The sequence below is a fragment of the Gelidibacter mesophilus DSM 14095 genome, from assembly GCF_000423005.1.
Taxonomy (GTDB): Bacteria; Bacteroidota; Bacteroidia; order Flavobacteriales; family Flavobacteriaceae; genus Gelidibacter; species Gelidibacter mesophilus.
Genome location: NZ_AUHD01000001.1, coordinates 439581 through 463886 on the forward strand (window position 1 = coordinate 439581; position 24306 = coordinate 463886).

Sequence of the window (24306 nt, forward strand, 5' to 3'; positions counted from 1 at the left end):
TTGGAGCAAAATTAGATTTATTATTTCAATTTAAATTGTAATACATTTATTTTTAATGCTCCTTCCGCCATTTAATATTACATCCAATACTGGGTTTTTGATCGTTGGATATTGGTTGGTTGTTGAGTAACGCATTGAGCGCATTACTGATGTCTTCTCCGGTAACAGGAATGCTATTTCCTGGTCGTGAATCATCAAATTGCCCTCTATAAACCAATTCTAAATTGGAATCAAATAAATAAAAGTCTGGTGTACACGCTGCATTATAGGCTTTGGCAACATTTTGGGATTGATCATATAAATATGGAAAAATGTAACCTTCATCAATAGCAGTTTTTTTCATAAATTCTGGTCCGTCTTGAGGATATTTAATGACATCATTACTAGAGATAGCTACAAAATTAATGCCTTTTGATTTGTAATCTTTTGCGAATTTCACCAATTTTGAATTGACATGTTTTACAAATGGGCAATGGTTGCAAATAAACATGACGACCGTGCCTTTGATGCCCTTACAATCATTTAAAGTAAGCTTTTCATCGCTTAGGGTATCCAGCAAATTAAAATAAGGTGCTTTGGTACCTAGTGGCAGCATATTTGAGGGAGTTTGGGCCATGACATTGTTTTTTTATCTTATGATTTATTTTAAATTTTATTTATGGAAAAGATAATGACTTTTGAGGGTTTTTCCAAAGTTGATTTAAGGGTAGGAACTATTGTTGAAGTCAATGATTTTCCTGAAGCTAGAAACCCTTCCTATCAGATACTTATTGATTTTGGTCCCTTGGGAATTAAAAAATCTTCAGCACAAATTACCACGCTTTACTCGAAAGAAGAGCTATTGGACAGGCAGATTGTAGCGGTTGTTAACTTCGCAAAAAAACAGATTGGCAAATTTATGAGTGAATGTTTGGTGATTGGAGCTGTAGATAATAAAGATGTTTACTTATTAAGTCCAGAAGTCCGGGTTAAAAATGGTTCAACAGTAGTTTAAATTGTGAATATTGAAGAAAAGTACCAAAATGCAATTGCTATTGTTGCACAGTATGCGGAGTTATCTCAGATTGGCCTTATTTTTTTATTTTAAAAAGATTGAAATCAATTATGAAGTACCTTTAAAACCAGATCAAGCCCGACTTTATCTGGGGAACCATCAGAATGGTCTTATGGATCCGCTGTTGATTGCTACAAAAAGGGGCCAGTTTTCTTATTTTTTAACCCGTGCCAGCGTTTTTCAGAAAGCATGGATCAGTAAGTTTCTCCAAAGCTTGTTGATGATACCTGTGTATCGCATAAGAGATGGATGGGATAATTTATCAAAGAACAAGACGGTATTTAAAAACTGTTCCCAACTGCTTTATGATAAAAATGCGATCGTATTATTTCCGGAAGGAAACCATAACATAAAACGCTATGTAAGACCTTTAAGTAAGGGTTTTACACGAATCATAGCAGAAACAATAACTGACCATCCCCAACTTGACATTCAGTTGGTGCCCGTCGGTTTCAACTACAAGGCTCCAGAAGATTTTGGAGATCATGTAGTGTTGCATTTTGGTGCGCCCTTATCAGTAGAGAAATACGTGCCCTTGGCTCAAAATTCTTCAGTATTAAGATTAAAACACGATGTCTATGAGGCCTTGACCAAGCTCACTACTCATATTGATTGTGATAATTACACAGTGACACTTCAGAAATTACAAAGTTGTAACGCAGATTTTCTTAATCCTAAAGTTGTCAATCAATGCCTGGCGGATAATTTTAATAATTGCCAAACACGATCAAGTACATCAAAAAACAGGATAAAATCTGTAGCCAAAGTCGTATTGGCCATTAGTCTTTTTCTTCCATATGGCATTTGGAAATTTATTTTGGAGCCAAAAGTTAAGGAACCTGAATTTACGGCAACCTTCCGGTTTGCCTTAGTTATAACGGTTGTGCCCATTTTTATGTTGCTCATGGCAACAGTATTAGGGTTGAGTTTCGGATTGTTTTATGCGCTTTTGTACCTTGTGAGTGTGTTTTTATTAGATCTGATTGCGGTTAAATTATAATTCTTCCCTAAAAAATATGGCATTCATCATCAGTTTATTGGTGCCAAACCAAAATGCCCTAAAGTTGGTATTGTCAGTAAAAGCAACTACTTTACCGCGTTTCATGCGCTGCATTTGATAAGGTACAGTCATGGCCAAGCTATCTAAGTTTGGTTTAGAGATATAGCCACTCAAAAGTGGATTTTTAGTGTACTGGATCGGATTATTAAAACTCTGTTTATCTGCTTTTACAAAAAGCGTTGAATTTCTAAATAATGGCAATTTGTCGTTTTTATAACCAAAATTAATGGGATGGGAGCGATCCAATTTGGCTTCAAAAATAGCACCTCCTATGACTTGAGCGCCATTGTAGTCTGCGCGTTGCTCGTAAGTGATGTCTTTAGCAACCCTTTCAGATTTTTTAAAATCCAATTTCATAAATTTATTGGTGTTCATCCATCGTAAGGTGTTTTTAAAACCTATCAGCGTTCCGCCATTTTCTACCCAACCAGCCAATTTCTCAGTGTCTGCCTTGTTGAGACTGGCACTTGGCAGAATAATTGTGTTGTAACGACTGAGATCTGCACGGCCTAAATTGTCAGTGTCCAATTTCGTGACGATCATATCATAACGTTGGTCAAGCAAATGCCAGATTTCACCCGCATCATACGAGGAAACACCATTTCCAATAATAAGGGCCACTTTTGGAAGTGTCAAAGATTTAAACTGATTACTTCCTAAATTAATACCAGAGGACAAGCCCGTTGAAACAGCATCTATTTGCACATGTGCTTCTTTGGCTAACTCATTTAAAAAAGCGTAGAGTTCATCGGTGTTTTTGGACTGATTTTGCACAGGGATCAAAATGGTTCCATAATCATATTCTTTTCCGTTGATGCCAAATTGTTGCATCGCAACTTTTGCTCGTAAGTCGTTTTTAAGAATTTGATTGAGGACTTTGGGCGTATAATATTCGTGCCATTCCATGAGGTAACCATAGCTGCTTTTTGCAGCAACTTGGCCCGGTTTCATTTCTAATTGCGTCACTTGATTACCCAAATTTGATGAAGCCACCCCTTCAGCATAATCTAAGTTGAAAGCCAATGGTAAGGTCCACGCCGATACATCATAAAACAAGCTGTCTTTAAATGTGGTGCGCTTTTCAAACATGCCGTTGATTAAACGGGTGTTTTTCTGATTTTTTGGAATGACATAGCTATAGCCTTTCTTGAATTTCTTGCCATCTATGGTAGCGTCTTCTTTGAGCTCATGGATAATAATTTGATGTCTTCTTAGTATTTCTGCCAATTCAAAGGTTTTGGCAGCATCTTTAGCATCACCAAAAACAATGTTTTTTCCTTTCTCCTTGTTGCCTTCACTTCGTGCGTTTTTAAAGAAGTCATGTTGATAGTTTAAGATGTCCTCGCGCATTTCTTTGGCGGCTTCTAAAGTAGATAAGGCCGCAGTAAACTGATTGCGAATGGTAAACGGAAATGTCAATAGTCCGTTTTCACTTTCCTGAACATGACCCCTAGAACTGGCTTGTTCAAAAAGAATGCCGATGCCTCCGTTAATGTCAGGAAAAGTAGAGCCTTTTCCGTAATAAAAGTCGTCAAAACTCTCTTCTGTATAGTAAAATGAGCCAATTTTATCGAGCGCTTTGGCATGAAAATTACCGATGCGTTTAGTCAGATCCTGATTGAGTTGTGGGGTTAGAGGATGGGTTCTACTCGGAATTCCCGGTTGAAAGAAAAACGTCGAGTTGGTGCCCATTTCATGATGGTCAGTCAAAATGTTAGGCAGCCATTTGTGAAAAGTCTCTATTCTAGCTCTAGATTCTGGCAATTGCACTGGCAACCAATCCCTGTTCATATCAAACCAATAATGATTGGTTCTTCCTTCTGGCCAAACTTCCTTATATTCCCGATCATTGGGATCAGGGTTCAGGTTTTTACTTCTATTGGAATTTGCCCAATAGGCAAAACGCTGTAACCCGTCAGGATTGAATGAAGGGTCAAGAAGTATGATCGCGTGGTCCAACAGGTTTTTGACGTCATCACTTTCTGCGGAAGCGAGATAATAAGCGACCAAAAGCGCAGCATTGGAACCACTTGGTTCATTGCCATGTATGGAAAACCCTTGATTGACTACAATAGGCATATTGCTGGTGTTTACTGAATTGTTGTCTTCAGTGGCTGCAATATGTTGCTGACGGATGTTGTCAATATTCTGATGGTTTTTTGGAGAGGTAATGGTGAGCAGGATTAAAGGACGACCTTCATAGGTTGATCCTCTGTTTTCTAAGGTAATCCTATCTGAACTCTCTGCGAGCGCCTTCATGTATTCCACCAACTTGTCGTGAGTAATGTGCCACTCACCAACGTCATGCCCTATAACCGATTGTGGTGTTGGAATGGCAGCGTTATAGCTAGTGTTTTGGGGCAAATAATAAGATAGGTCAGTTTCCTTTTGACCATAGATCAAACAAGAGGATAGAAGAAGAAGATTGAGTAGAAATTTCATATGGATATAGTTAAAGTATAAATATAAAAAAACCGAGACTCAAAGTCGCGGTTTAATTATTCTTTTAGGTTCTTATAGTTTAGATGTCCTCAAAATTGATGTCTGTAAATCTTTCAACAGGTTTAATTGAGGCTGAATCTGAAGTGGTGTCTTCTGAATCGAATTCATCTTTTTTGAAATCTTTTTGATGACGTTCGCTAATCACTTCGCCACCTTTTTCGTCAATGACGTAATCTGTCATTTCTTTTAAAATCTCATTAAATTCGCTGAAATCCTCTTTGTAAAGATAAATTTTATGCTTTTTGTAGTGAAAAGAACCATCGTCATTTGTGAATTTTTTACTTTCTGTGATAGTAAGGTAATAATCCCCAGCCTTTGTGGCTCTAACGTCAAAAAAATACGTTCTTCTTCCTGCGCGCAATACTTTAGAGAATATTTCCTCTTTCTCCATCATTCCGTGATCACTCATAAATTTTTATTTTAATTAGTAACAGTTTACGTACCAAAAATCTAAAAAAAAAGAATAGTAACCAACATTTTTGATATTTCTTTTAAGGAACTATTAAGAATCTTTTTCTTATGTCTCTAGAGGGGATGGCATGCAACAGAACGTAAACGCTTTAGTGGCTAGGTTTTGAATCTGTTAAGTTTTTTAAAGCGTTTAATGCAAAGGATTGGTTTAAATTTTTCGAATTCATGAGTTCAGAAATCTTATTGGTTTTCTGTAAGCTGTTTCATATAGAGTTCTTTGTAATAGCCATCCACACCTATTAAGGTATCATGATTGCCTGTTTGTATAATCTTCCCGGCATCGAGAACAATAATTTTGTCGGCACTTTTGGCTGAGGACACTCGGTGGCTGACAATGACGGTTGTTTTGCCCTTAGTAATGGTTCTTAGATTGTTCAGGATTTTTTCTTCAGTTTCAGTATCTACCGCCGATAAACAGTCGTCAAACAATAAAATCTGCGGTGCTTTGATAATCGCTCGTGCTATGGAGATCCGTTGCTTTTGTCCGCCTGATAAAGTCATTCCGCGTTCACCTAAAACCGTATCGTATCCCTTGCTAAAACCTTTGATGTTTTTATGGACATCGGCATTTTTAGCAGCGGTGATCACTTCTTCTTCTGTCGCATCCTCTTTTCCAAACATGATGTTGTTTTTAATGGAGTCAGAGAACAAAAATGCGTCTTGGGGCACATAACCAATGTGATCTCTTAAACTGGTTAAATTTAAATTTTCGATAAGCGTGTTGTCAATTTTAATCTCACCTGAGTTGACGTCGTATAGTCGTCCAATAAGATCTAAGATGGTCGATTTTCCCGATCCTGTTTTACCAATAATGGCCATGGTTTCCCCTTTTTGGAGCGTAAAGCTCACCTCTTTCAACGCGGTTATATTGGTGTCAGGATAGGTAAAAGTAACCTCGTTAAACTCGATTTTCCCTTCAATGTGAGAAGGCTCTGTAGTATTGTTTTTTATGCTGGGTTCTTGTTTTAAAAACTCATTGATCCGCTTTTGTGAGGCTTCAGCTTGTTGAACTACGGAAGTTACCCAGCCTACAGTAGCTACCGGCCAGGTAAGAAGGTTGACATAAATAATGAATTTGGCAATAACGCCTAAACTTTCAATTTCGCCATCAATATATTGTTTTCCACCTATATAGATCACTATAATATTACTTAGCCCAATTAAAAAGATCATTAACGGAAAAAATAGAGCTTGAATCTTAGCTAAGTCAATATTTTTTTGTCTGCTTTCTGAAGATAATTTATCAAAGTCAGCATTGGTTACGTCTTCAATCCCGTAGGACTTGATCACGCTAACTCCACTAAATGTTTCCTGTGTAAAGGTTGACAGTTTTGCCAGCCATTGTTGTACTACGGTACTGCGTTTGTGGATGGCTTTGCTTAAAATATAAATAAAGTAAGAGAGGATTGGCAAGGGGATAATGGTGTACAAAGTCAGTGTAGGTGCTGAGTTGAACATCAGTATAAGAGCAATAATAAAAAGGGTAACCGTATTGATACTGTACATCAGCGCAGGACCAGCGTATTCTCGGACCTTGCCCACATCTTCACTAATACGGCTCATCAAATCGCCTGTGCGGTTAGATTTGTAAAAATCTAAGGATAACCGTTGGTATTGCTGATAGACTTCGTTTTTTAAATCGTATTCTATCTGTCGCGACACGTAAATGATGGTCTGTCTCATCAAAAAGGTAAAGACACCACCTATAATTGCAGCGCCAATAATATAAAATATGTTGAGGAGCAATTCGCTTTTAACCGTTCCTAAATCTGAGGTGATGCCTTTTCTGTAATTATCAATAATATCAACAGAATTACCCACTAACTCTGGCGTAAAAAGAAGAAATATCCTTGCAACAATGGTAATTAAAATACCTGCGAGTAATTTATATCTGTACTTGTAAAAATATTTATTGACGTGTTGTAACTCTTTCATTTAGTAATAAAGACCGGTTGCATTTCAGAATATTCCAGTTTAGCGATTATAATTTTACTAATACTTTAATATTGGTTTATTTTTTTAATGTTACTTTTATATCGTTTAAGAAAAAAATAGAGAACTAAATCTAATCCTATGGAATCAAAAGTTATGAGTACTAAAGAACTTGCAAAGGCAGATCCTGTTTTTGGACAACTTTCTTTCGATGATCACGAGCAAATTGTTTTTTGCAACGACAAAGATACTGGTTTAAAAGCAATAATTGGCATTCATAATACGGTTTTAGGACCAGCGCTTGGTGGTACAAGAATGTGGAATTACGTCAACGAATGGGAGGCTCTCAATGATGTCTTAAGACTCTCGCGCGGTATGACCTTCAAATCTGCAATTACCGGTTTGAATTTAGGTGGCGGTAAAGCAGTTATTATTGGAGACGCTAAGACTCAAAAGACTCCAGAATTAATGCGCCGCTTTGGACAATTCGTGAACTCGCTTAGCGGCAAATATATTACGGCAGAAGATGTAGGAATGAGCACTGAAGACATGGATACCGTAAGAGAAGTTACGCCTTACGTTGTTGGAATATCAGAGAGTAAGGGCGGTTCTGGAAACCCGTCTCCAACTACCGCTTATGGGGTGTTGATGGGAATGAAGGCTGCGGCAAAGTATAAATTTGGTTCAGATGTCTTGGAAGGTAAATTGGTATTTGTAGAGGGCGTAGGCAGTGTTGGGGAAGCTTTGGTTGAATATTTGGTCAAAGAAGGAGCAAAGGTAACTATCACGGATATTAATGAGGAACGATTGGAAATCGTAAGAGATAAATTTAAGGTTGCTATCTATCAAGGTGATGATGTTTACAGTGAGAACATGGATATCTATGCACCCTGTGCGCTTGGTGCTACTATTAATGATGCCACTATTGATAAAATTAGAGCTAAGATTATTGCCGGTTCAGCCAACAACCAATTGGCTCATGATAGACATGGTGAAATGTTGCAAGAGAAGGGGATTGTCTATGCACCAGACTTTTTGATCAATGCAGGGGGAATTATAAACGTGTATGCCGAAATAGAAAAACATAGCAAACAAGAAACCATTCGGAAGACAGAAAACATCTATAATACCACCTTGGAAATTTTAGAACGTGCTGCCGCAACTGATGTCACGCCCAACATAGCTGCTTTAAATATGGCAAAGGAACGGATTGCGAAACGAAAAAGCGAAGCTTCAAAATAAGGTCAATATATCTCATAATTTTGTTTTGTAGTTATAAATTAATAGTATTTTTGCAGGGCGAAAAGCAAATTAAGCTTTTCGTCTTTTTTAATTTAATAGGTTCTTACAAATGCTAAATAGAAGACATATTCGTATTAAAGTGATGCAAACCCTTTATGCGTTTGATGGTGGTGAAAGTGATGATTTCATCCAAGACGAGAAATTCTTGCTCAAAAGTCTTGATAATATGTACGATTTGCATCTTATGCTGCTGTCACTTTTAATTGAAGTGCAAAAGCGTGCAGAAGATTATCAGGATAAGTCCCAACGAAAGATTTTAGCAACCCAAGAAGAAAAAAATCCTAATAAGAAATTCATCAATAATCAAGTTTTACAATTGTTGAGTGAAGACAGAGCGCTTCAGATTGATATTGAAAAGCGCAAGATGGATTATTGGTATCTTGATTTTGAATATGTTGATATCATTTTCAAGAGTATTTTAGAAAGTACCTTATATAAGGAGTATATGTCCAATAGTGTTTCAGACTTTAAGGAAGACAAGAATTTCATTATTGATGTGTTTAGTGAGATTATTGCACCTAATGATAAGTTGTATGACTATATTGAGGACAAAAAGTTGACTTGGTTGGATGATTTACCAGTGGTAAATACTGGAATTTTAAAACTGCTTCGAAAGCTCAAAAAAGAAAATAAGGCCAATTATTTCACTCCAAAATTGTTTAAAGATACTGAGGATAAGGAATTTGCAACTGCTTTATTTAGAAAAACATTATTAAATAAATCAAAATTCAGCCAAGAGGTGGCCGCCAAAACCAAAAATTGGGATGCTGAACGTATTGCCAATTTGGATGCTATTTTGTTACATATGGCCATTTGCGAGTTCCAAAAATTCCCATCAATCCCTGTAAAAGTTACCATTAACGAATATATTGACATTGCTAAAGAATACTCTACACCCAAGAGTAGTTTCTTCATTAATGGAATATTGGATAAAATTGTGAAGGAGTACAAGGAGAATGGCGAACTAAATAAAGTTGGGCGAGGGTTGATGTAACAAGAAAAAATTGCTATTTTTACACCCTCAAATTTATTATTAATAGAACGATAATCAAAAACAAAATATGATGAAAAAAATGATGTTAGGTGTTAGCGCACTTTGTATGGTGGCATTTATGTCTTGTAAAGAAGACGCTACAGCCAAAATTAAATCAGAAAATGTGGCGGAGGCAGCACAGAGAGATGCTAGTTCTGGAAATTTTGCATCGCTTTCTTTTGAAGAGGTAGAGCATGATTTTGGAACTATAAAACATGGAACACCTGTTGAAAAAGTTTTTAAATATACTAATACGGGAAGCTCTCCACTAGTAGTAAGTAATATCCAAAGTACTTGTGGATGTACTGTGCCTTCTGATTGGACCAAACAAGTTGCTCCAGGAGAAACAGGTGAATTTAAGGTAAAGTTTGACGGGAAAGGAAATGGAGTTGTTTCAAAATCCATTACCATGACAACAAATACCGAAAAAGGTGCTGAGACTGTAAGAATTAAAGCAATGGTTGAAGGAGATCCGAATGCGTCAAATCAGCCAATGGTTCAGCAGCCAGCTGCAGGAACACAATCTATAATGCAACAACCGGCTCGTAAGTATAGCACACAACCTGGTCACGAAGGCCACAATCACGACTAATAATTAAGAATTAATGGAAGGAATAAGTTCATTTTTACCTTTTATAGCAATGTTTGCTGTAGTGTATTTTTTTATGATTGCACCACAAATGAAGCGCGCTAAAAAGGAGAAAAAGTTTGCAAGTGAATTAAAGAGAGGAGACAAAGTCATTACCAAAAGCGGAATGCACGGTAAAATTGTTGACCTAAATGATAAAGATAGCAGCTGTGTTATTGAAACTTTAGCAGGAAAGATCAAGTTTGATCGCTCTGCAATTTCAATGGAGATGAGCCAAAAACTCAATGTTGATCCAGCGACTGTAACAACAAAATAAAGTTTTGTTTATAACTTCAAAAAGCCACTTCAAATGAAGTGGCTTTTTTGTGTTCTATAATTTGGGAATTTTATTTTGAAATTGAATTAAAACTCCTTCAACGCCGTCAATTCCGCGATTTTGCAAATAACTTCCGTAGCTCTGATCATGCTTTCGACCGGCACATATTCGTAACGTCCGTGAAAATTATGACCTCCTGCAAAAATATTTGGGCATGGTAATCCCATATAACTTAATTGAGAACCATCTGTGCCACCTCGTATTGGTTTTATTATGGGTTTGATATTAAGTGCAAGCATGGCTTCTTCAGCAATATCTACAATATGCATCACCGGCTCAATCTTTTCCTTCATATTGAAATACTGATCTTTGATCTCAATGGTGACAACTTCTCTTTCGTATTGTGAATTTAAATCAAAGGCCATTTGTAGCATGGCTTCCTTGCGAGCTTCAAAATGAGCCTTGTCATGGTCTCTAATGATATATTTTAAAACCGTTTCTTCAACAGCACCCTGAATACTCGCCAAGTGGAAAAAACCTTGGTAATCTTCCGTATGTTCTGGAGTCTCCAATAAGGGTAATGAGTTAATGAACTCCGTAGCGATGTAGATGGAATTGATCAACTTGTTCTTGGCATATCCTGGATGGACAATTTTGCCTTTTACCTTTACCGTGGCACCGGCTGCATTGAAATTTTCATATTCCAATTCTCCAATTTGACTGCCGTCCATGGTGTAGGCCCATTCAGCACCAAATTTTTCAACATCAAATTTGTGCGCGCCACGACCAATCTCTTCGTCAGGAGTAAAACCTACGCGTATTTCACCATGTTTGATTTCTGGATGCTGGATCAGATATTCCATAGCGGAGACTATTTCCGTAATTCCAGCTTTGTCATCTGCGCCTAAAAGCGTATTTCCGTTAGTGGTAATAAGTGTTTGTCCTTTATATTGTAACAAATCGTCAAAAAGCTCAGGGGAAAGCACTATATCTTCTTCAGCATTTAAAACAATGTCCTTGCCATTATAATTTTTTATAATTTGAGGTTTGACATTTGCCCCTGTAAAATCAGGAGAAGTATCAAAATGTGACACAAATCCTATAACAGGAACCTTATGGTCAACATTGCTGGGTAGCGTGGCCATGATGTAAGCGTTCTGGTCAATAGAAACGTCCTTCATGCCAATGGCGGTAAGCTCTTTAACCAGTAAATGAGCTAGATCCCATTGCTTTTCTGTACTTGGCGTTGTTTCAGAATTTGGGTCAGATTCCGTGTCAATGGTAACGTAACTTATAAATCTATCAATGATGTGCTGTTTGTTAATCATACTTTTTTAATTTATTGTGCAAAATAAACAATATTCAGTACAAGAATGACACTGTTAAATGCATTTTAATTATTATTGCCTATTCTTGAAGAATATAGTATTTCCTTTATTTTAGCTAGATTTTTGAATTGTTTTTATATATTTGGTAAAGATGGTATAAAAATCACATTTCCTTTAGGAAATATTTCACCTTACTACATTAGCTTACTCCGCTTTTTTATTATTGTGCTCAAGAGGTTTTATAGCAGGCACAACTAATTTATTATAAATCGATCTTAAAGTTTTCAAGATACATTGTAAAATTTGATTGGTCGAATAGTATTCTTTTATATTATCACTATTCAAAGGTTTTAGCTCATAAATTTTCAGTAAAATACATACAAACAACCTAATCCTTAAAACAAGTCATTATGAAAAAAAATTACCTATTGCTATTTTTAATTCTTTTTTCCTATTCGCTTTATGCCCAGAAGGTGTCTGGGGTGGTTAAAGATGAGAATAACGAACCTTTAAGTGGTGTGACAATTGTAGTCAAAGGCACATTGTCTGGAACTATAACAGATTTTGATGGTCATTATGAGATAAAAGCCGATATAGGACAGAAATTGGTCTTTTCTTATGTGGGATACAATAATCTTGAAAAAACAGTAGAAGGCACCACACTCAATGTGACCATGCAAGCAGGTGTTTCTTTAAATGAAATCACTCTGATTGGAAGTAGAAATCCTGCGAGAACTGCCGTTAACTCATTATCTCCGGTAGATGTCATTGACGTTTCTGAACTTGCTTCAGTGAGTCCACAAGTGAATCTTAATCAGATCTTAAATTTTGTGGCGCCTTCATTTACATCCAATACACAAACCATTGCCGATGGAACTGACCATATTGACCCTGCGTCATTGAGAGGTCTTGGGCCAGATCAAGTTTTGGTTTTAATTAATGGGAAACGACGCCATACATCCTCACTTGTCAATGTTAACGGAACGTTTGGAAGAGGAAGTGTTGGAACGGATTTAAATGCGATTCCGACCGCATCAATAAGACGTATTGAGGTTTTAAGAGATGGTGCCGCCGCACAATATGGTAGTGATGCCATTGCCGGTGTTATCAATATTGTGCTAGACAACGCCACTGAGGAATTGAAGTTAATTGTGACCACTGGAGCAAATTTTACTAGCAACGCCAATGAGCAAACAGGAGGTGTTGATGGTGCTACCACCAATATCAGTGCAAACTACGGATTGAAACTTGGAGATAGAGGAGGTTATATCAACTTTACTGGTGATTTTGATTATAGAGATGACTACAATCGTATGAAAGAATGGGAAGGCAGTATTTTTAACCAATATAATACTATAGAGCGTGTTGCTTCTAATGATGGGTATGATATCACTAAACTTTTGGACGATGATGTATCGGACGTTATCAAATACGGAAACCAGGCAGGTTTTAATCTTGACCCTAACGTCTCAAAAGCAGATCTTCGTACTATCTTAAGCGCAAATAATACAGATGCTGAGTTAGCGAGCAGAAACATGACCCGATCCGATTTTAATATGAGGGTTGGACAATCAGAAGTTAGAGGAGGACGGTTTTTTACTAACTTTTCGTTACCATTAGACGACAATGGTTCTGAGTTATATTCATTTGGCGGTCTCAGTTCACGTACAGGAAATTCTGGAGGTTTCTATCGTTTGCCAAACCAGAGCCGGACTTATACTCCAGCCTATATGAACGGATTTTTACCAGAAATAAACTCTACAATTAGTGACCAGTCACTTTCAGTGGGTATTAAGGGCAAAGTAGGAAATTGGAATGCTGATTTCAGTAATACCTATGGTAGGAATGCTTTTTTATATGTAATTGGAAATACCTTTAACGCGTCACTGCAAAATGCCTCACCAACAACCTTTGATGCGGGTGGGTTTAACTTTTCACAGAACACCGTAAATTTAGATCTTAATAATTTTTATGAGGATATTTTCTCCGGGCTTAACGTTGCATTTGGAGCGGAATACCGTCTTGAAAATTACGAAATAGTTGCAGGACAAAAGGATTCCTATGAGCAGTATACTGCCACAGGAGAAGCCATAACGACCTCTACGCAACAACCATCTGTAGATTTCTTTGGAAGTGCAAGGCCAGGTGGTTCACAAGTGTTTCCGGGATTTAGTCCGAAAAACGAAGTCAATCGAGGACGAAACAGTGTTGCGGGTTACCTCGATTTAGAAGCTGATATTACCGATGCGTTTTTATTGAGCCTTGCCACACGATTTGAGAATTATTCAGATTTTGGATCGACTATTAATTTTAAATTGGCAGCGCTTTTCAAAGTCAATGAAAGCTTAAATCTTAGAGTTGCGGGGAATACTGGTTTTAGAGCGCCTTCATTACATCAATTGTACTTTAATTCAACTTCCACAATTTTTGATCAAAATGGAGATCCTCAAGAGGTGGGAACATTTGCCAATGATAGTCGTGCGGCAAAATTATTGGGAATTCCAGAACTTAAACAAGAAACCTCAAGAAGTATTAGTGCAGGTTTTACCGTAAAATGGCCTGAAGCTCGAGTTAATATTACGCTAGATGGTTATTTTGTGGGCATAGACGACCGCGTGGTTTATACCGGACAATTTGAAGGCCCCGGAACAGGGACAGAGCTCGATAATTTATTATCCCAGGCCAATGCCACGGCAGCTTCCTTTTTCGCCAATGCTATTGATACAGAGTCAAAAGGGATCGATTTAGTGATTACCCAAAGTATGAATATTGGAAGCAATATGGTATTGAAAAATGATTTGTCTGCAACGTTTTCTCAAACCAAACAAGTGGGACCGATAAATGCGTCCCGGGTTCTTGAAGATGCTGGTTTAGTGGATACTTACTTTCCAGAAGATAGCCGTATTTATTTGGAAGAAGCAGTACCGCGTACCAAAGTAAACCTGTTCAATACTTTGAGCATGGGTGACTTTAACTTTTTCCTACGAAATGTGTATTTTGGAGAAGTGACGGAAGCGACCACAAATGTAGATTTACAAGAGGTGTTCGGTTCAAAAATAGTGACAGACCTTTCCGTAGGTTATAAAGTTTCTGATAGCTTTATGCTTACTGTAGGTGCAAATAACTTATTTGACATCTATCCAGACCGCGTGAGCAAAGACATTAACGGAATGGGGAACAACCGTAGTGATGGTCGATTTGACTGGTCTAGGAGAGCACAGCAATTTGGTATTGGTGGACGATTTTTATTTGCCAGACTTAGTATTTCGCTTAAATAATAGTAAAATTTTAAAACTATATAATCTTAAAACTACCCTATCTTTGGGTAGTTTTTTATTTTTGCTAACTATGTATAAATCTTTTCTTCGTCCGCTTCTTTTTTTATCCGATCCTGAAGCTGTGCACCATTTTACCTTTAAACTCATAAGAGCTGCGCATAGTTTTGGATGTGGCGGATTATTTAGAAACGCTTATCAAGTAAAAGACAAAGGTCTTGAACGCGAATTTTTTGGTTTGAAATTCCCCAACCCCGTCGGACTTGCTGCGGGTTTTGATAAAGAAGCCAAGCTTTATAAGGAACTTTCCAATTTAGGTTTTGGCTTTATTGAAATCGGAACCATTACGCCTAAGCCACAAGCTGGAAACGAAAAACCACGTTTGTTCCGACTGAAGGAAGATGCAGCCATTATCAACAGAATGGGATTTAATAACGGTGGTGTGGAGGAGGCCATTGAACGGTTGAAAAAGAACCCAATGGTAGGAAATAAAAATCATGTTTTGATAGGTGGAAACATTGGTAAGAATAAAACCACCCCAAATGAAGAAGCAGTCAATGATTATATCATCTGTTTTGAAGCACTTTTTGATTATGTTGATTATTTTGTGGTCAATGTGAGCTCTCCTAATACCCCAAATTTACGTGCGCTACAGGAAAAAAAACCCTTGAGCGATTTGTTGCAAACACTACAAGATAGAAATAATTTGAAAGAGAAACGCAAACCCATCCTTCTTAAAATTGCACCAGATTTGACCGATGAGCAACTTCTGGATATCATAGATATTGTATCCACCACTAAAATTGATGGTGTCATCGCTACCAATACAACTATTTCTAGAGAAGGTCTAAAAAGTGAAAACAAGGCAGAAATGGGCGGCTTAAGTGGTCAACCTTTAACACAGCGATCTACTGAAGTGATCCGATTTTTATCACAAAAAAGTAATAAGGCATTTCCAATTATTGGAGTAGGAGGGATACATTCGTCTCAAGATGCATTGGAGAAATTAGACGCTGGTGCAGATTTGATTCAGTTGTATACCGGTTTTATTTATGAAGGGCCACAATTGATAAAGGACATTAATAAAGCGCTATTGGCGAGATGACTAAAAATTCCTAGATATCAAACATTTTAGTGGTGTAGCGTTGAAACCTTTAACAAGATAATAGATTTTAGAATACATGAAAGTCTTACCTTTCTTACCATAGCGTACTTTGGTCTTTTTTTATGATAGAAATACTCCTCTCTTTTTCAATTGCCACGCTTGCCCTCGCCATTTCTCCAGGACCTGATAATATATACGTGCTCACCCAGTCGCTGATTAACGGGACTAAAAGCGGCATCGCAACCACCGCTGGTTTAATAAGCGGATGCATCGTCCACACCACATTTTTGGCATTTGGGATATCGGCAATTATTACTACCTCGGCTGAACTTTTTTATGCGATAAAAGTTTTGGGAGCCTGTTATTTGTTTTATTTGGCCTACAAAGTTTATAGAAGTGACGAACACATATCATGGGAGGATAACGCGCCGCGGAAATCTTATGCGCAGCTTTTTAAAACCGGAGTGATCATGAATTTGGTAAACCCGAAAGTGATGATCTTCTTTTTAGCGTTTTTTCCGGGGTTTTTGTGGGATAAGGATGGAAATACTGTTGTTCAATTTTATATTTTAGGAATTACGTTTATGTTGGTTTCGTTTCTCACTTTTAGTGGCATAGCTGTATTGGCTGGACGTATTTCTGAATTCATTTTGAAAAGAAAAGGGGTTGGTGTTTTCTTAAAATGGCTGCAAATTGTTGTTTTTGTTGGAATTGCACTTTATATCATTGTAGATTAGTAATGAGTGCATAGAACTAAATAAGCGTAATCTTGGCTATTAAGATAAGCTTCTTTAAAGTTCTGTTTTATTGAGATTCAATCACCATTATTGGTAATTATATGCCATTAGGAACTCCTATTAATTTTTTTGAGTGAAAGATTCCTGCCGTCGCAGGAATTTATATCTTTGATCCCATGCAACACGTTAAAATAATTGAATGTCCACGGGATGCCATGCAAGGCATCAAAGACTTTATTCCCACAGAAAAAAAAGTCCAATATATTCAGTCCTTATTACGTGTTGGTTTTGATACCATTGATTTTGGTAGTTTTGTGTCTCCAAAAGCCATTCCGCAAATGGTAGATACTGCTGAAGTGTTATCCAAACTCGATCTTTCCAAAACCCAAAGCAAGCTTTTAGCCATTATTGCCAATACAAGAGGTGCTGAAGAGGCATCGCAGCATTCTGAAATCGATTATTTAGGCTACCCGTTTTCAATTTCGGAAAACTTCCAAATGCGCAATACCCATAAAACTATTGCCCAGTCGGTTGTGACTTTAAAAGAGATTTTGGAAATCGCCGATAAAACGAATAAAGAAGTAGTGGTTTACATTTCTATGGGCTTTGGAAATCCTTATGGCGATCCTTGGAATGTTGATGTTGTGGGCGATTGGACCGAACGCTTGGCTAAAATGGGGGTAAAAATCTTGTCTTTGAGCGATACGGTTGGAACGTCAAATCCTGAAAATATTCATTATCTTTTTTCGAACCTGATTCCAGAGTATTCAAATATTGAATTTGGAGCGCATCTTCATACCACGCCTACCACGTGGTTTGAGAAAGTGGATGCAGCCTACAATGCAGGTTGTAAACGTTTTGATGGTGCCATCCAAGGTTTTGGTGGCTGTCCAATGGCAAAGGATGAATTGACGGGAAATATGCCCACTGAAAAACTGCTCTCTTATTTCACTTCAAAGCAACATAATGATCTCAATGCCTTGAGCTTTGAAAGCGCCTATAATGAGGCCACAAAAATTTTCAAGTCTTACCATTAAATTTCCTTACTGCTTATGCCCATGTTTTCAATTAGTTGAAGCAATAGTTAGAATCTTATTTTAAATTAATCTAAATAAGCTTTAATTTTTTTAATTCCATGTCTTACTTTTGTGCCATAATTAAACCACTATTTATATTAAGACTAAATAATAATGAGAAAAATTTTATTAGGAATAGCCATTACTTCAGCGCTATTTACATCATGTTCAAGTGATGATGACGTCAACAACCCAATTAACGAGGTGGAAGCCCCTTTAACTTATAAGTTTACACGAGATGGTAATTCTACCGTCGATTTTAATGGTCAAACTACAAGAATTCAAATGGCCATGGAATTGCGATCTGCTTTAAAAGACAATACGAAATCAGCTGCCGAGTTGCAGGCAATGTTCGCACACCTTGAAGGTGAAAGCGATTTTTCGGATACTAATTTAAATGCCTCTGGCAAAAATGTACGTAGTAAAGTAGCAGCATCAAAAGATTATTTTGCAGCCAATACCACAGTATCCAACGAAATTAAGGGTCTTATGGATTCTTGGATTGAGCAACAAGCCACCACAGTATTTGCAAATTGGGATGTGACTGCAACTGCAGGTACGGCCGGTCAGTTACAACAAGCCGGTGGCGGAACGATGAGATATGTGGATGCCAAAGGTTTAGAATTGGATCAAGCTGTGGCAAAAACATTAATTGGCGGTCTAATGATCGATCAAATGTTAAACCACTATTTAAGCACTTCTGTCTTGGATGAGGCTTCAAATATCGAAAACAACAACAACGGTGTTGTTGACCAAGGCAAATTCTACACGACAATGGAACACAAGTGGGATGAAGGCTACGGCTATTTGTACGGAAATGAGGTTGATCCTTCAGTTCCAGTTTTAGGAGCGGACAGCTTTTTAAATACTTATTTAAAACAAGTTGATTCAGATCCTGATTTTGCAGGAACAGCTGCAGAGGTTTATGATGCCTTAAAATTGGGTAGAGCTGCAATTGTTGCAAAAAATTATGAAGTAAGAGATGCGCAGGTTGCAATTATCAGAGAAAATATTTCGATAGTTCCAGCGGTTCGTGCAGTTCACTATTTACAAGGTGGAAAAATTGGTATGGCCGCTGAAGATCATGCTAAAGCTTTTCATGCTTTATCTGAAGCCTTAGGATTTATCAATAGCTTACAATTTACAAGACAGCCAAACACGGACACGCCTTATTTCACGCATGCAGAAGTGACCGCTTTTATGGATGCATTGATGGACGGTAACGGATTTTGGGATGTTGCCCCTGAAGTTCTAGACAGCATGTCTGAAGCTATTGCTTCAAAATTTGGATTTACTGTGGAAGAAGCAGCTAACTAAAAAAACAATAATTGACGAGGTAGTGATTGCATTATTAGGAATGCAATCACTTCTTCTTTAAATTTGCATCTTTATTAAGAAAACATCAATTTCCATGTTAAAAAAAATAGCTTTATTTTTTGGGTTAGCGCTCATAGTGGCCTGTAGTTCTTCAGATGATTCGTCAAAGGGAGGAGCGACTGATAATTTTGACCGATCCACATTATTGACAAATCTTGCTGATAATATCATCATTCCATCCTATCAAGATTTTGCTCCAAAATTAACCACTTTAAAAGGTTCTATTGAAAGTTTTGTGGCCACACCAAATCAAAGCACATTGGATGCCACACGAAAAAATTGGCTAACGGCCTATAGCGCATGGCAACGCTTGGAAATGTATAATATTGGAAAAGCAGAGGCATTAAACCAGTATTATTACTATATGAACATTTATCCGGTAACTGTTGCTGATATTGAAACTGGTGTATCAACTGGGTCTTATGATTTGAATGCACCAAGTTACCATGATGCACAAGGCTTCCCGGCTTTAGATTATTTATTATACGGTGTTGCAACTGATGACGCAGGAATTATTTCAAAATTCTCAACAGATGCCAATGCGCAAGGTTATAAGGATTATTTGATGGACGTGATCAATCAAATGGATAATTTGACACAACAAGTCATCACGGATTGGACAACAATTTATCGTGACCAATTTGTCAATTCATCACAAAACACAGCAACAAGCTCTTTGAACAAATTTGTAAACGATTTTATTTTCTACTATGAAAAAGGCTTGCGCGCCAATAAGATCGGAATTCCAGCAGGAGTGTTTTCTACAACGCCTTTACCTGATAAGGTAGAAGCGTATTACAATCAAGAAGTTTCAAAAGCTCTGAGTTTAGAAGCTTTAGATGCGGTTCAGGATGTTTTTAATGGAAAATCGTTTAATGGAACTGCTACTGGTCCAAGTTTTAAAACGTATCTCGATTATTTAAACACCAATAAAGAAGGCCAAAAGTTGAGTAGTCTTATTAATAATCAATTCGATTTGGCAAGAACTGAAATCGAAGGATTAAATTCAAATTTTAGTACGCAAATCACCTCTGACAATTCAAAAATGACTGACGCTTATGATGCCTTGCAGCGTGCGGTAGTTTATTTAAAGGTGGATATGGTTCAGGCTTTTAATATTAGTGTGGATTATGTAGATGCTGATGGCGATTAATGTTTAAATGAAATAAAAAAGACAAAGAAGATTCTTTAAATGATTTAGAGAATCTTTTTTTTGGTTTTATGAGCACTAGTTTTAAAATATATCTCAATAAACAAACTTCCGCCGCGCCTTTAGCAGTTTTTCGGATTGGCTTTGGCGTGATGATGCTATTTAGCATTGTTCGCTTCTGGTGGCATGGTTGGATAGAAACGCTCTATGTTTTACCAAAGTTCCATTTTTCCTATTATGGTTTTGAATGGGTTCAACCTATTGGAGAATACACCTATCTTATTTTTGCTGTTTGTGGCATTTCTGCATTTTTTGTAGCCATCGGGCTGAAATATCGTTTGGCAATCATCGCCTTTTTTTTGAGCTTCACCTACATTGAGCTCATGGACAAGACTGCTTATCTCAACCATTATTATTTTATAAGCGTGTTGAGTTTCCTAATGATATTTTTACCTGCAAACGCCTATTTTTCCGTTGACAATCTTATTAAAAAGAAAACGTTTACGTCCATTCCAAAATGGACCATTGACAGCATTAAGTTATTGGTCAGTATCGTCTATATATATGCTGGATTGGCCAAAGTTAATTCCGATTGGCTATTTAAGGCCATGCCTCTAAGAATTTGGTTACCATCTAAATATGATTTACCATTTGTAGGCAACTCATTCATGCAACAGGAATGGTTCCATTTTGCCATGAGTTGGTCCGGAATGCTCTATGATTTGTGCATTCCTTTTTTATTGATAGTCAAACGGACCCGTTGGTTTGCTTTTGGATTGGTGGTTTTCTTTCATGTATTTACGCGTGTTTTATTCCCTATCGGAATGTTTCCCTATATCATGATTGTCACGGCGCTGATTTTCTTTGATGCCGATTTACACCATCGTATTTTAGGTTTAATTAAAACCTTATTACAGCCATTTAAAGTCAATTCGTCAAAATTCAGAACTGAGCGTTATCAGTATAAAAATCAAAAAATAATACTTCCTATCGTTGCCTTGTTTTTTGTTTTCCAGATGGCGTTTCCTTTTCGTTATCTGTTATATCCCAATGAATTGTTTTGGACGGAAGAAGGCTATCGGTTTTCGTGGCGTGTGATGCTTATGGAGAAGATGGGTTACACCACTTTTAAAATTGTGGATGCAGAAACGGGGCAAAGTTTTTTAGTTGATAATTCAGATTTCTTAACGTCGCTTCAAGAGAAACAGATGAGTTTTCAACCGGATTTTATTTTGGAATATGCCCATTATTTGGGAGACCATTTCAAAAGCCAAGGCCATAAAAATATTCAAGTATTTGCGGAAAGTTATGTCGCACTTAACGGTCGATTGAGTCAACCTTATGTTGATACAACGGTCGATTTATATAAAGAAAAAGAATCATTCCGGCATAAAAACTGGATTTTACCATTCAATGATGAAATTAAAGGATTTTAGTGTTTTTTTAATGTGTTTGGTAGGGCTTTCAGCGCTGTCTCAAAATACAGTTTCAGGAATTGTAACCAACTCCCAAACCCAACAGCCAGTTGCGAATGTAGAAGTTTATGACAAGGTTTCTGGCTTATTGACCAAAACAGATGGGTCTGGTTTATATAGATTTCAAACCACAAAAGGGGAGCTCAGGCTTGTCTTTTTTTCTTATGAATTTGAGGCGAAGGAAGTATTACTAAAGGTTACCAATGATAAAACATTAAATATTGCTCTCCAAGAATTAGGCGGTGCTTTGTCTGAAGTTGAAATTACAGCACGAAAGACTAAGGTTTTTGAATTGTCCCGATTGAAGGATGTGGAAGGCACCTCGATTTTTGCTGGAAAGAAAACCGAAGTGGTTTTAGTGGAACAATCCATGGCCAATTTAGCATCAAATAACGCGCGCCAAATTTACAGCCAGGTGGCGGGATTGAACATTTATCAAAATGATGATGCTGGATTACAGCTTAATGTTGGCGGACGCGGATTAGACCCTAATAGAACCGCCAATTTCAACACCAGACAAAACGGTTATGATATCAGTGCAGATGTCTTGGGCTATCCTGAAAGCTATTACACGCCAGCGTCTGAGGGTTTAAGTGAGATTCAGATTATTCGTGGTGCAGCGTCTTTACAATATGGTACTCAGTTTGGAGGCCTGATAAATTTTAAGATGAAAGCACCTAATCCGAACAAACCTTTTGAGCTGATTACTAGAAATACCTTGGGCAGTTTCGGTCTTTATACCAATTTCACCAGTGTCAGCGGTACAAAAAACAAGTGGAGTTATTATGGCTATTTTAATTATAAAAAGGGGGATGGCTTCCGACCGAATTCCGAATTTGAATCCAAAAACGCCTATGTCCATATTGGATATCAGTTTAATAAAAATACGTCACTTAATGGTGAAGTGAGTTACTTACGCTATTTGGCACAACAGGGCGGTGGACTTACGGACCAAATGTTTGAAAATGATCCTTATCAAAGTAACAGAGAACGCAATTGGTTTCAGGTGGATTGGTTATTGTACAACTTGAATTTTGATCATAAGTTTTCAGACAACACCAATTTCAGCTTCAATGCCTTTGGTCTCAAAGCCTCACGTTATGCGCTCGGATTTAGAACCAATCGTGTGGATCAAATTGATCCTATGGAAGAACGAGATTTGATTAAGGGAGAATTTAAAAACTATGGTTTTGAAGCTCGGATATTGAGTAAATATGAATTGTTTGATAAAGCCTCCACGTTTCTAGTGGGCACAAAATTCTACCAAGCCAACAATGGAGAAGAACAACGTCCCGGGAGTGATGGCATCGGTCCAGATTTTGAGATCCAATCAGAGCGCTATCCAAATTATTCAAGCCAGTCCAACTTCGATTTTCCAAATTTCAATACGGCTGTTTTTGGAGAAAACATTTTTTATGCTACCGATCAGTTTTCGATTACCCCAGGATTTCGATTTGAGTATATAAAAACACAAAGTGAAGGCTTTTACAAACGTATCAATACAGATGCTGCAGGTAATGTCATCTTTGAGGAAATTGTAGATGATAATCGTGATTTTGAGCGATCCTTCGTGCTCTTGGGATTGGGTTTGAGTTATAAACCTAATGCCGCTTTTGAGGCTTATGGGAACATTTCTCAAAACTACCGTTCTGTAACCTATTCAGATATTAATATCAATAATCCTACGTTTGCCATCAATCCAAATATCACGGATGAAAAGGGGTTCACTACCGATATCGGCGTGCGCGGCAATTTCAAAAATATGATATCTTATGATTTAGGTGTTTTTGGATTGTTTTATAATGGCAGGATTGGTTTTGTTCAAAAGGTACTTTCAGATGGTAGGATCGTTAGTGAACGTGGGAATGTAGGTGACGCTGTCATGTTTGGCGTGGAGTCATTATTCGATTTTAATCTGAAGAAAATCTTAAAGCTCAATAATGAGTTTAGTATGAATTATTTCATCAATTCGTCATTTATCAATTCTGAATATACCAATTCTGAGCAATCTGGTGTCGTAGGAAATCAGGTAGAATTTGTGCCAGATGTGAATATTAAGACCGGTTTTAAATTCGGATATCGTAACCTTTTGGCCAATATCCAATACACCTTTCTCTCGCAACAATTTACCGATGCCACCAATTCGCAGTCCGCAAATATCAGTGGTGTTATTGGTGAAATACCAAGTTACGATATTATGGATGTGTCTTTATCGTATGCCTACAAGCGTTTTAAATTGGAAATGGGCATCAACAATATATTCAATCATGCTTACTTTACAAGACGAGCCACGGGATATCCCGGACCAGGAATCATTCCTTCAGCCCCGCGAAACTGGTATATGACCCTTCAAATTAAAATATAAGAAGCGTCCTTTTTTAGGCATTCAGCGCTTTTTATTGATTACATCATAAAAATGGAATCTAAATGTTCTCGTTAAAAGTTAATGTGAAGTAATTTTTTCATCTTAGATTTTCGTATCGGATTTAGCCATGAGAATAAATTTCGGATGCGCCACATATAC

General features: G+C 37.3%; 19 protein-coding genes. 14 read left to right on the forward strand and 5 right to left on the reverse strand.

The window, feature by feature from the left end; translation table 11 throughout:
* Window positions 1–52: 52 nt before the first annotated feature.
* The gene (locus G525_RS0102100) at window positions 53–616 is read right to left on the reverse strand and encodes a thioredoxin family protein (RefSeq protein WP_027124673.1); all 564 of its coding nucleotides are present in this window, start codon (window positions 614–616) and stop codon (window positions 53–55) included.
* 42 nt (window positions 617–658) lie between these two features.
* Here G525_RS0102100 and G525_RS0102105 point away from each other — a divergent pair, with 42 nt between their 5' ends.
* Both G525_RS0102105 and G525_RS0102110 read left to right on the forward strand, forming a co-directional pair.
* A complete protein-coding gene (locus tag G525_RS0102105) occupies window positions 659–994 on the forward strand; it encodes a tRNA-binding protein (protein WP_027124674.1) in 336 nt (111 codons plus the stop codon).
* Window positions 995–1004: 10 nt separating this feature from the next.
* A complete protein-coding gene (locus G525_RS0102110) occupies window positions 1005–2054 on the forward strand; it encodes a 1-acyl-sn-glycerol-3-phosphate acyltransferase (protein WP_245577711.1) in 1050 nt (349 codons plus the stop codon).
* Here G525_RS0102110 and G525_RS0102115 read toward each other — a convergent pair.
* From G525_RS0102115 to G525_RS0102125, 3 genes are all read right to left on the reverse strand, one after another.
* Window positions 2049–4556 (reverse strand): M14 family metallopeptidase, encoded by a 2508-nt coding sequence (locus G525_RS0102115; RefSeq protein ID WP_027124676.1) that lies wholly within the window; start codon window positions 4554–4556, stop codon window positions 2049–2051. The genes G525_RS0102110 and G525_RS0102115 overlap by 6 nt on opposite strands.
* Before the next feature lie 79 nt (window positions 4557–4635).
* Entirely contained in the window at window positions 4636–5025 is a 390-nt protein-coding gene (locus G525_RS0102120) for a PUR family DNA/RNA-binding protein (protein ID WP_027124677.1), read from the reverse strand.
* Between the two features lie 242 nt (window positions 5026–5267).
* A complete protein-coding gene (locus G525_RS0102125) occupies window positions 5268–7022 on the reverse strand; it encodes an ABC transporter ATP-binding protein (protein ID WP_027124678.1) in 1755 nt (584 codons plus the stop codon).
* 138 nt (window positions 7023–7160) lie between these two features.
* On the opposite strand from G525_RS0102125, the gene G525_RS0102130 reads away from it, so the two are divergent.
* The 4 genes from G525_RS0102130 to yajC all read left to right on the forward strand — a co-directional run bounded on the left by G525_RS0102130 (window position 7161) and on the right by yajC (window position 10259).
* Window positions 7161–8261, forward strand: coding sequence for a Glu/Leu/Phe/Val family dehydrogenase (locus tag G525_RS0102130; protein WP_027124679.1), 1101 nt, complete (start codon window positions 7161–7163; stop codon window positions 8259–8261).
* 109 nt (window positions 8262–8370) lie between these two features.
* Entirely contained in the window at window positions 8371–9315 is a 945-nt protein-coding gene (gene nusB, locus G525_RS0102135; RefSeq protein WP_245577712.1) for a transcription antitermination factor NusB, read from the forward strand.
* 67 nt (window positions 9316–9382) lie between these two features.
* A complete protein-coding gene (locus G525_RS0102140) occupies window positions 9383–9946 on the forward strand; it encodes a DUF1573 domain-containing protein (RefSeq protein ID WP_027124681.1) in 564 nt (187 codons plus the stop codon).
* A 13-nt stretch (window positions 9947–9959) separates the two neighbouring features.
* The gene (yajC, locus tag G525_RS0102145) at window positions 9960–10259 is read left to right on the forward strand and encodes a preprotein translocase subunit YajC (protein WP_027124682.1); all 300 of its coding nucleotides are present in this window, start codon (window positions 9960–9962) and stop codon (window positions 10257–10259) included.
* Window positions 10260–10345: 86 nt separating this feature from the next.
* Here yajC and pepT read toward each other — a convergent pair whose 3' ends face one another.
* A complete protein-coding gene (gene pepT / locus G525_RS0102150) occupies window positions 10346–11587 on the reverse strand; it encodes a peptidase T (protein ID WP_027124683.1) in 1242 nt (413 codons plus the stop codon).
* Between the two features lie 410 nt (window positions 11588–11997).
* Between pepT and G525_RS0102155 the strand changes: the two genes are divergently transcribed.
* The 8 genes from G525_RS0102155 (at window position 11998) to G525_RS0102190 (ending at window position 24147) form a co-directional block, all read left to right on the forward strand.
* The gene (locus tag G525_RS0102155; RefSeq protein ID WP_027124684.1) at window positions 11998–14865 is read left to right on the forward strand and encodes a TonB-dependent receptor; all 2868 of its coding nucleotides are present in this window, start codon (window positions 11998–12000) and stop codon (window positions 14863–14865) included.
* A gap of 70 nt (window positions 14866–14935) precedes the next feature.
* Window positions 14936–15967: a quinone-dependent dihydroorotate dehydrogenase gene (locus tag G525_RS0102160; protein WP_027124685.1), complete on the forward strand. Its 1032-nt coding sequence runs from the start codon at window positions 14936–14938 to the stop codon at window positions 15965–15967.
* Between the two features lie 122 nt (window positions 15968–16089).
* Window positions 16090–16704, forward strand: coding sequence for a LysE family translocator (locus G525_RS0102165; protein WP_027124686.1), 615 nt, complete (start codon window positions 16090–16092; stop codon window positions 16702–16704).
* A 176-nt stretch (window positions 16705–16880) separates the two neighbouring features.
* The gene (locus G525_RS0102170; RefSeq protein ID WP_027124687.1) at window positions 16881–17741 is read left to right on the forward strand and encodes a hydroxymethylglutaryl-CoA lyase; all 861 of its coding nucleotides are present in this window, start codon (window positions 16881–16883) and stop codon (window positions 17739–17741) included.
* A gap of 153 nt (window positions 17742–17894) precedes the next feature.
* Complete coding sequence (locus G525_RS0102175; RefSeq protein WP_027124688.1) at window positions 17895–19097, forward strand: DUF4856 domain-containing protein; 1203 nt, start codon at window positions 17895–17897, stop codon at window positions 19095–19097.
* A 94-nt stretch (window positions 19098–19191) separates the two neighbouring features.
* Complete coding sequence (locus G525_RS0102180) at window positions 19192–20310, forward strand: imelysin family protein (protein ID WP_027124689.1); 1119 nt, start codon at window positions 19192–19194, stop codon at window positions 20308–20310.
* Between the two features lie 68 nt (window positions 20311–20378).
* Window positions 20379–21743, forward strand: a complete 1365-nt coding sequence (locus G525_RS0102185; RefSeq protein WP_027124690.1) for an HTTM domain-containing protein — start codon at window positions 20379–20381, stop codon at window positions 21741–21743.
* Window positions 21724–24147 carry a TonB-dependent receptor domain-containing protein gene (locus tag G525_RS0102190; RefSeq protein ID WP_027124691.1) on the forward strand — a complete coding sequence of 808 codons (2424 nt, stop codon included), beginning with the start codon at window positions 21724–21726 and terminating at the stop codon, window positions 24145–24147. Before G525_RS0102185 ends, G525_RS0102190 begins: the two co-directional genes overlap by 20 nt.
* The last annotated feature ends 159 nt before the right edge of the window (window positions 24148–24306 follow it).

Bases quoted from the DNA above. Each gene is read 5' to 3' on its own strand.
- G525_RS0102160 (WP_027124685.1), top strand. From the start codon at position 14,936: ATGTATAAATCTTTTCTTCGTCCGCTTCTTTTTTTATCCGATCCTGAA.
- G525_RS0102155 (WP_027124684.1), top strand. From the start codon at position 11,998: ATGAAAAAAAATTACCTATTGCTATTTTTAATTCTTTTTTCCTATTCG.
- G525_RS0102140 (WP_027124681.1), top strand. From the start codon at position 9,383: ATGATGAAAAAAATGATGTTAGGTGTTAGCGCACTTTGTATGGTGGCA.
- G525_RS0102105 (WP_027124674.1), top strand. From the start codon at position 659: ATGGAAAAGATAATGACTTTTGAGGGTTTTTCCAAAGTTGATTTAAGG.
- G525_RS0102165 (WP_027124686.1), top strand. From the start codon at position 16,090: ATGATAGAAATACTCCTCTCTTTTTCAATTGCCACGCTTGCCCTCGCC.
- G525_RS0102125 (WP_027124678.1), bottom strand. From the start codon at position 7,022: ATGAAAGAGTTACAACACGTCAATAAATATTTTTACAAGTACAGATAT.
- yajC (WP_027124682.1), top strand. From the start codon at position 9,960: ATGGAAGGAATAAGTTCATTTTTACCTTTTATAGCAATGTTTGCTGTA.
- G525_RS0102100 (WP_027124673.1), bottom strand. From the start codon at position 616: ATGGCCCAAACTCCCTCAAATATGCTGCCACTAGGTACCAAAGCACCT.
- G525_RS0102115 (WP_027124676.1), bottom strand. From the start codon at position 4,556: ATGAAATTTCTACTCAATCTTCTTCTTCTATCCTCTTGTTTGATCTAT.
- G525_RS0102175 (WP_027124688.1), top strand. From the start codon at position 17,895: ATGAGAAAAATTTTATTAGGAATAGCCATTACTTCAGCGCTATTTACA.
- G525_RS0102190 (WP_027124691.1), top strand. From the start codon at position 21,724: ATGAAATTAAAGGATTTTAGTGTTTTTTTAATGTGTTTGGTAGGGCTT.
- G525_RS0102170 (WP_027124687.1), top strand. From the start codon at position 16,881: ATGCAACACGTTAAAATAATTGAATGTCCACGGGATGCCATGCAAGGC.
- pepT (WP_027124683.1), bottom strand. From the start codon at position 11,587: ATGATTAACAAACAGCACATCATTGATAGATTTATAAGTTACGTTACC.
- G525_RS0102180 (WP_027124689.1), top strand. From the start codon at position 19,192: ATGTTAAAAAAAATAGCTTTATTTTTTGGGTTAGCGCTCATAGTGGCC.
- G525_RS0102130 (WP_027124679.1), top strand. From the start codon at position 7,161: ATGGAATCAAAAGTTATGAGTACTAAAGAACTTGCAAAGGCAGATCCT.
- G525_RS0102120 (WP_027124677.1), bottom strand. From the start codon at position 5,025: ATGAGTGATCACGGAATGATGGAGAAAGAGGAAATATTCTCTAAAGTA.
- nusB (WP_245577712.1), top strand. From the start codon at position 8,371: ATGCTAAATAGAAGACATATTCGTATTAAAGTGATGCAAACCCTTTAT.
- G525_RS0102185 (WP_027124690.1), top strand. From the start codon at position 20,379: ATGAGCACTAGTTTTAAAATATATCTCAATAAACAAACTTCCGCCGCG.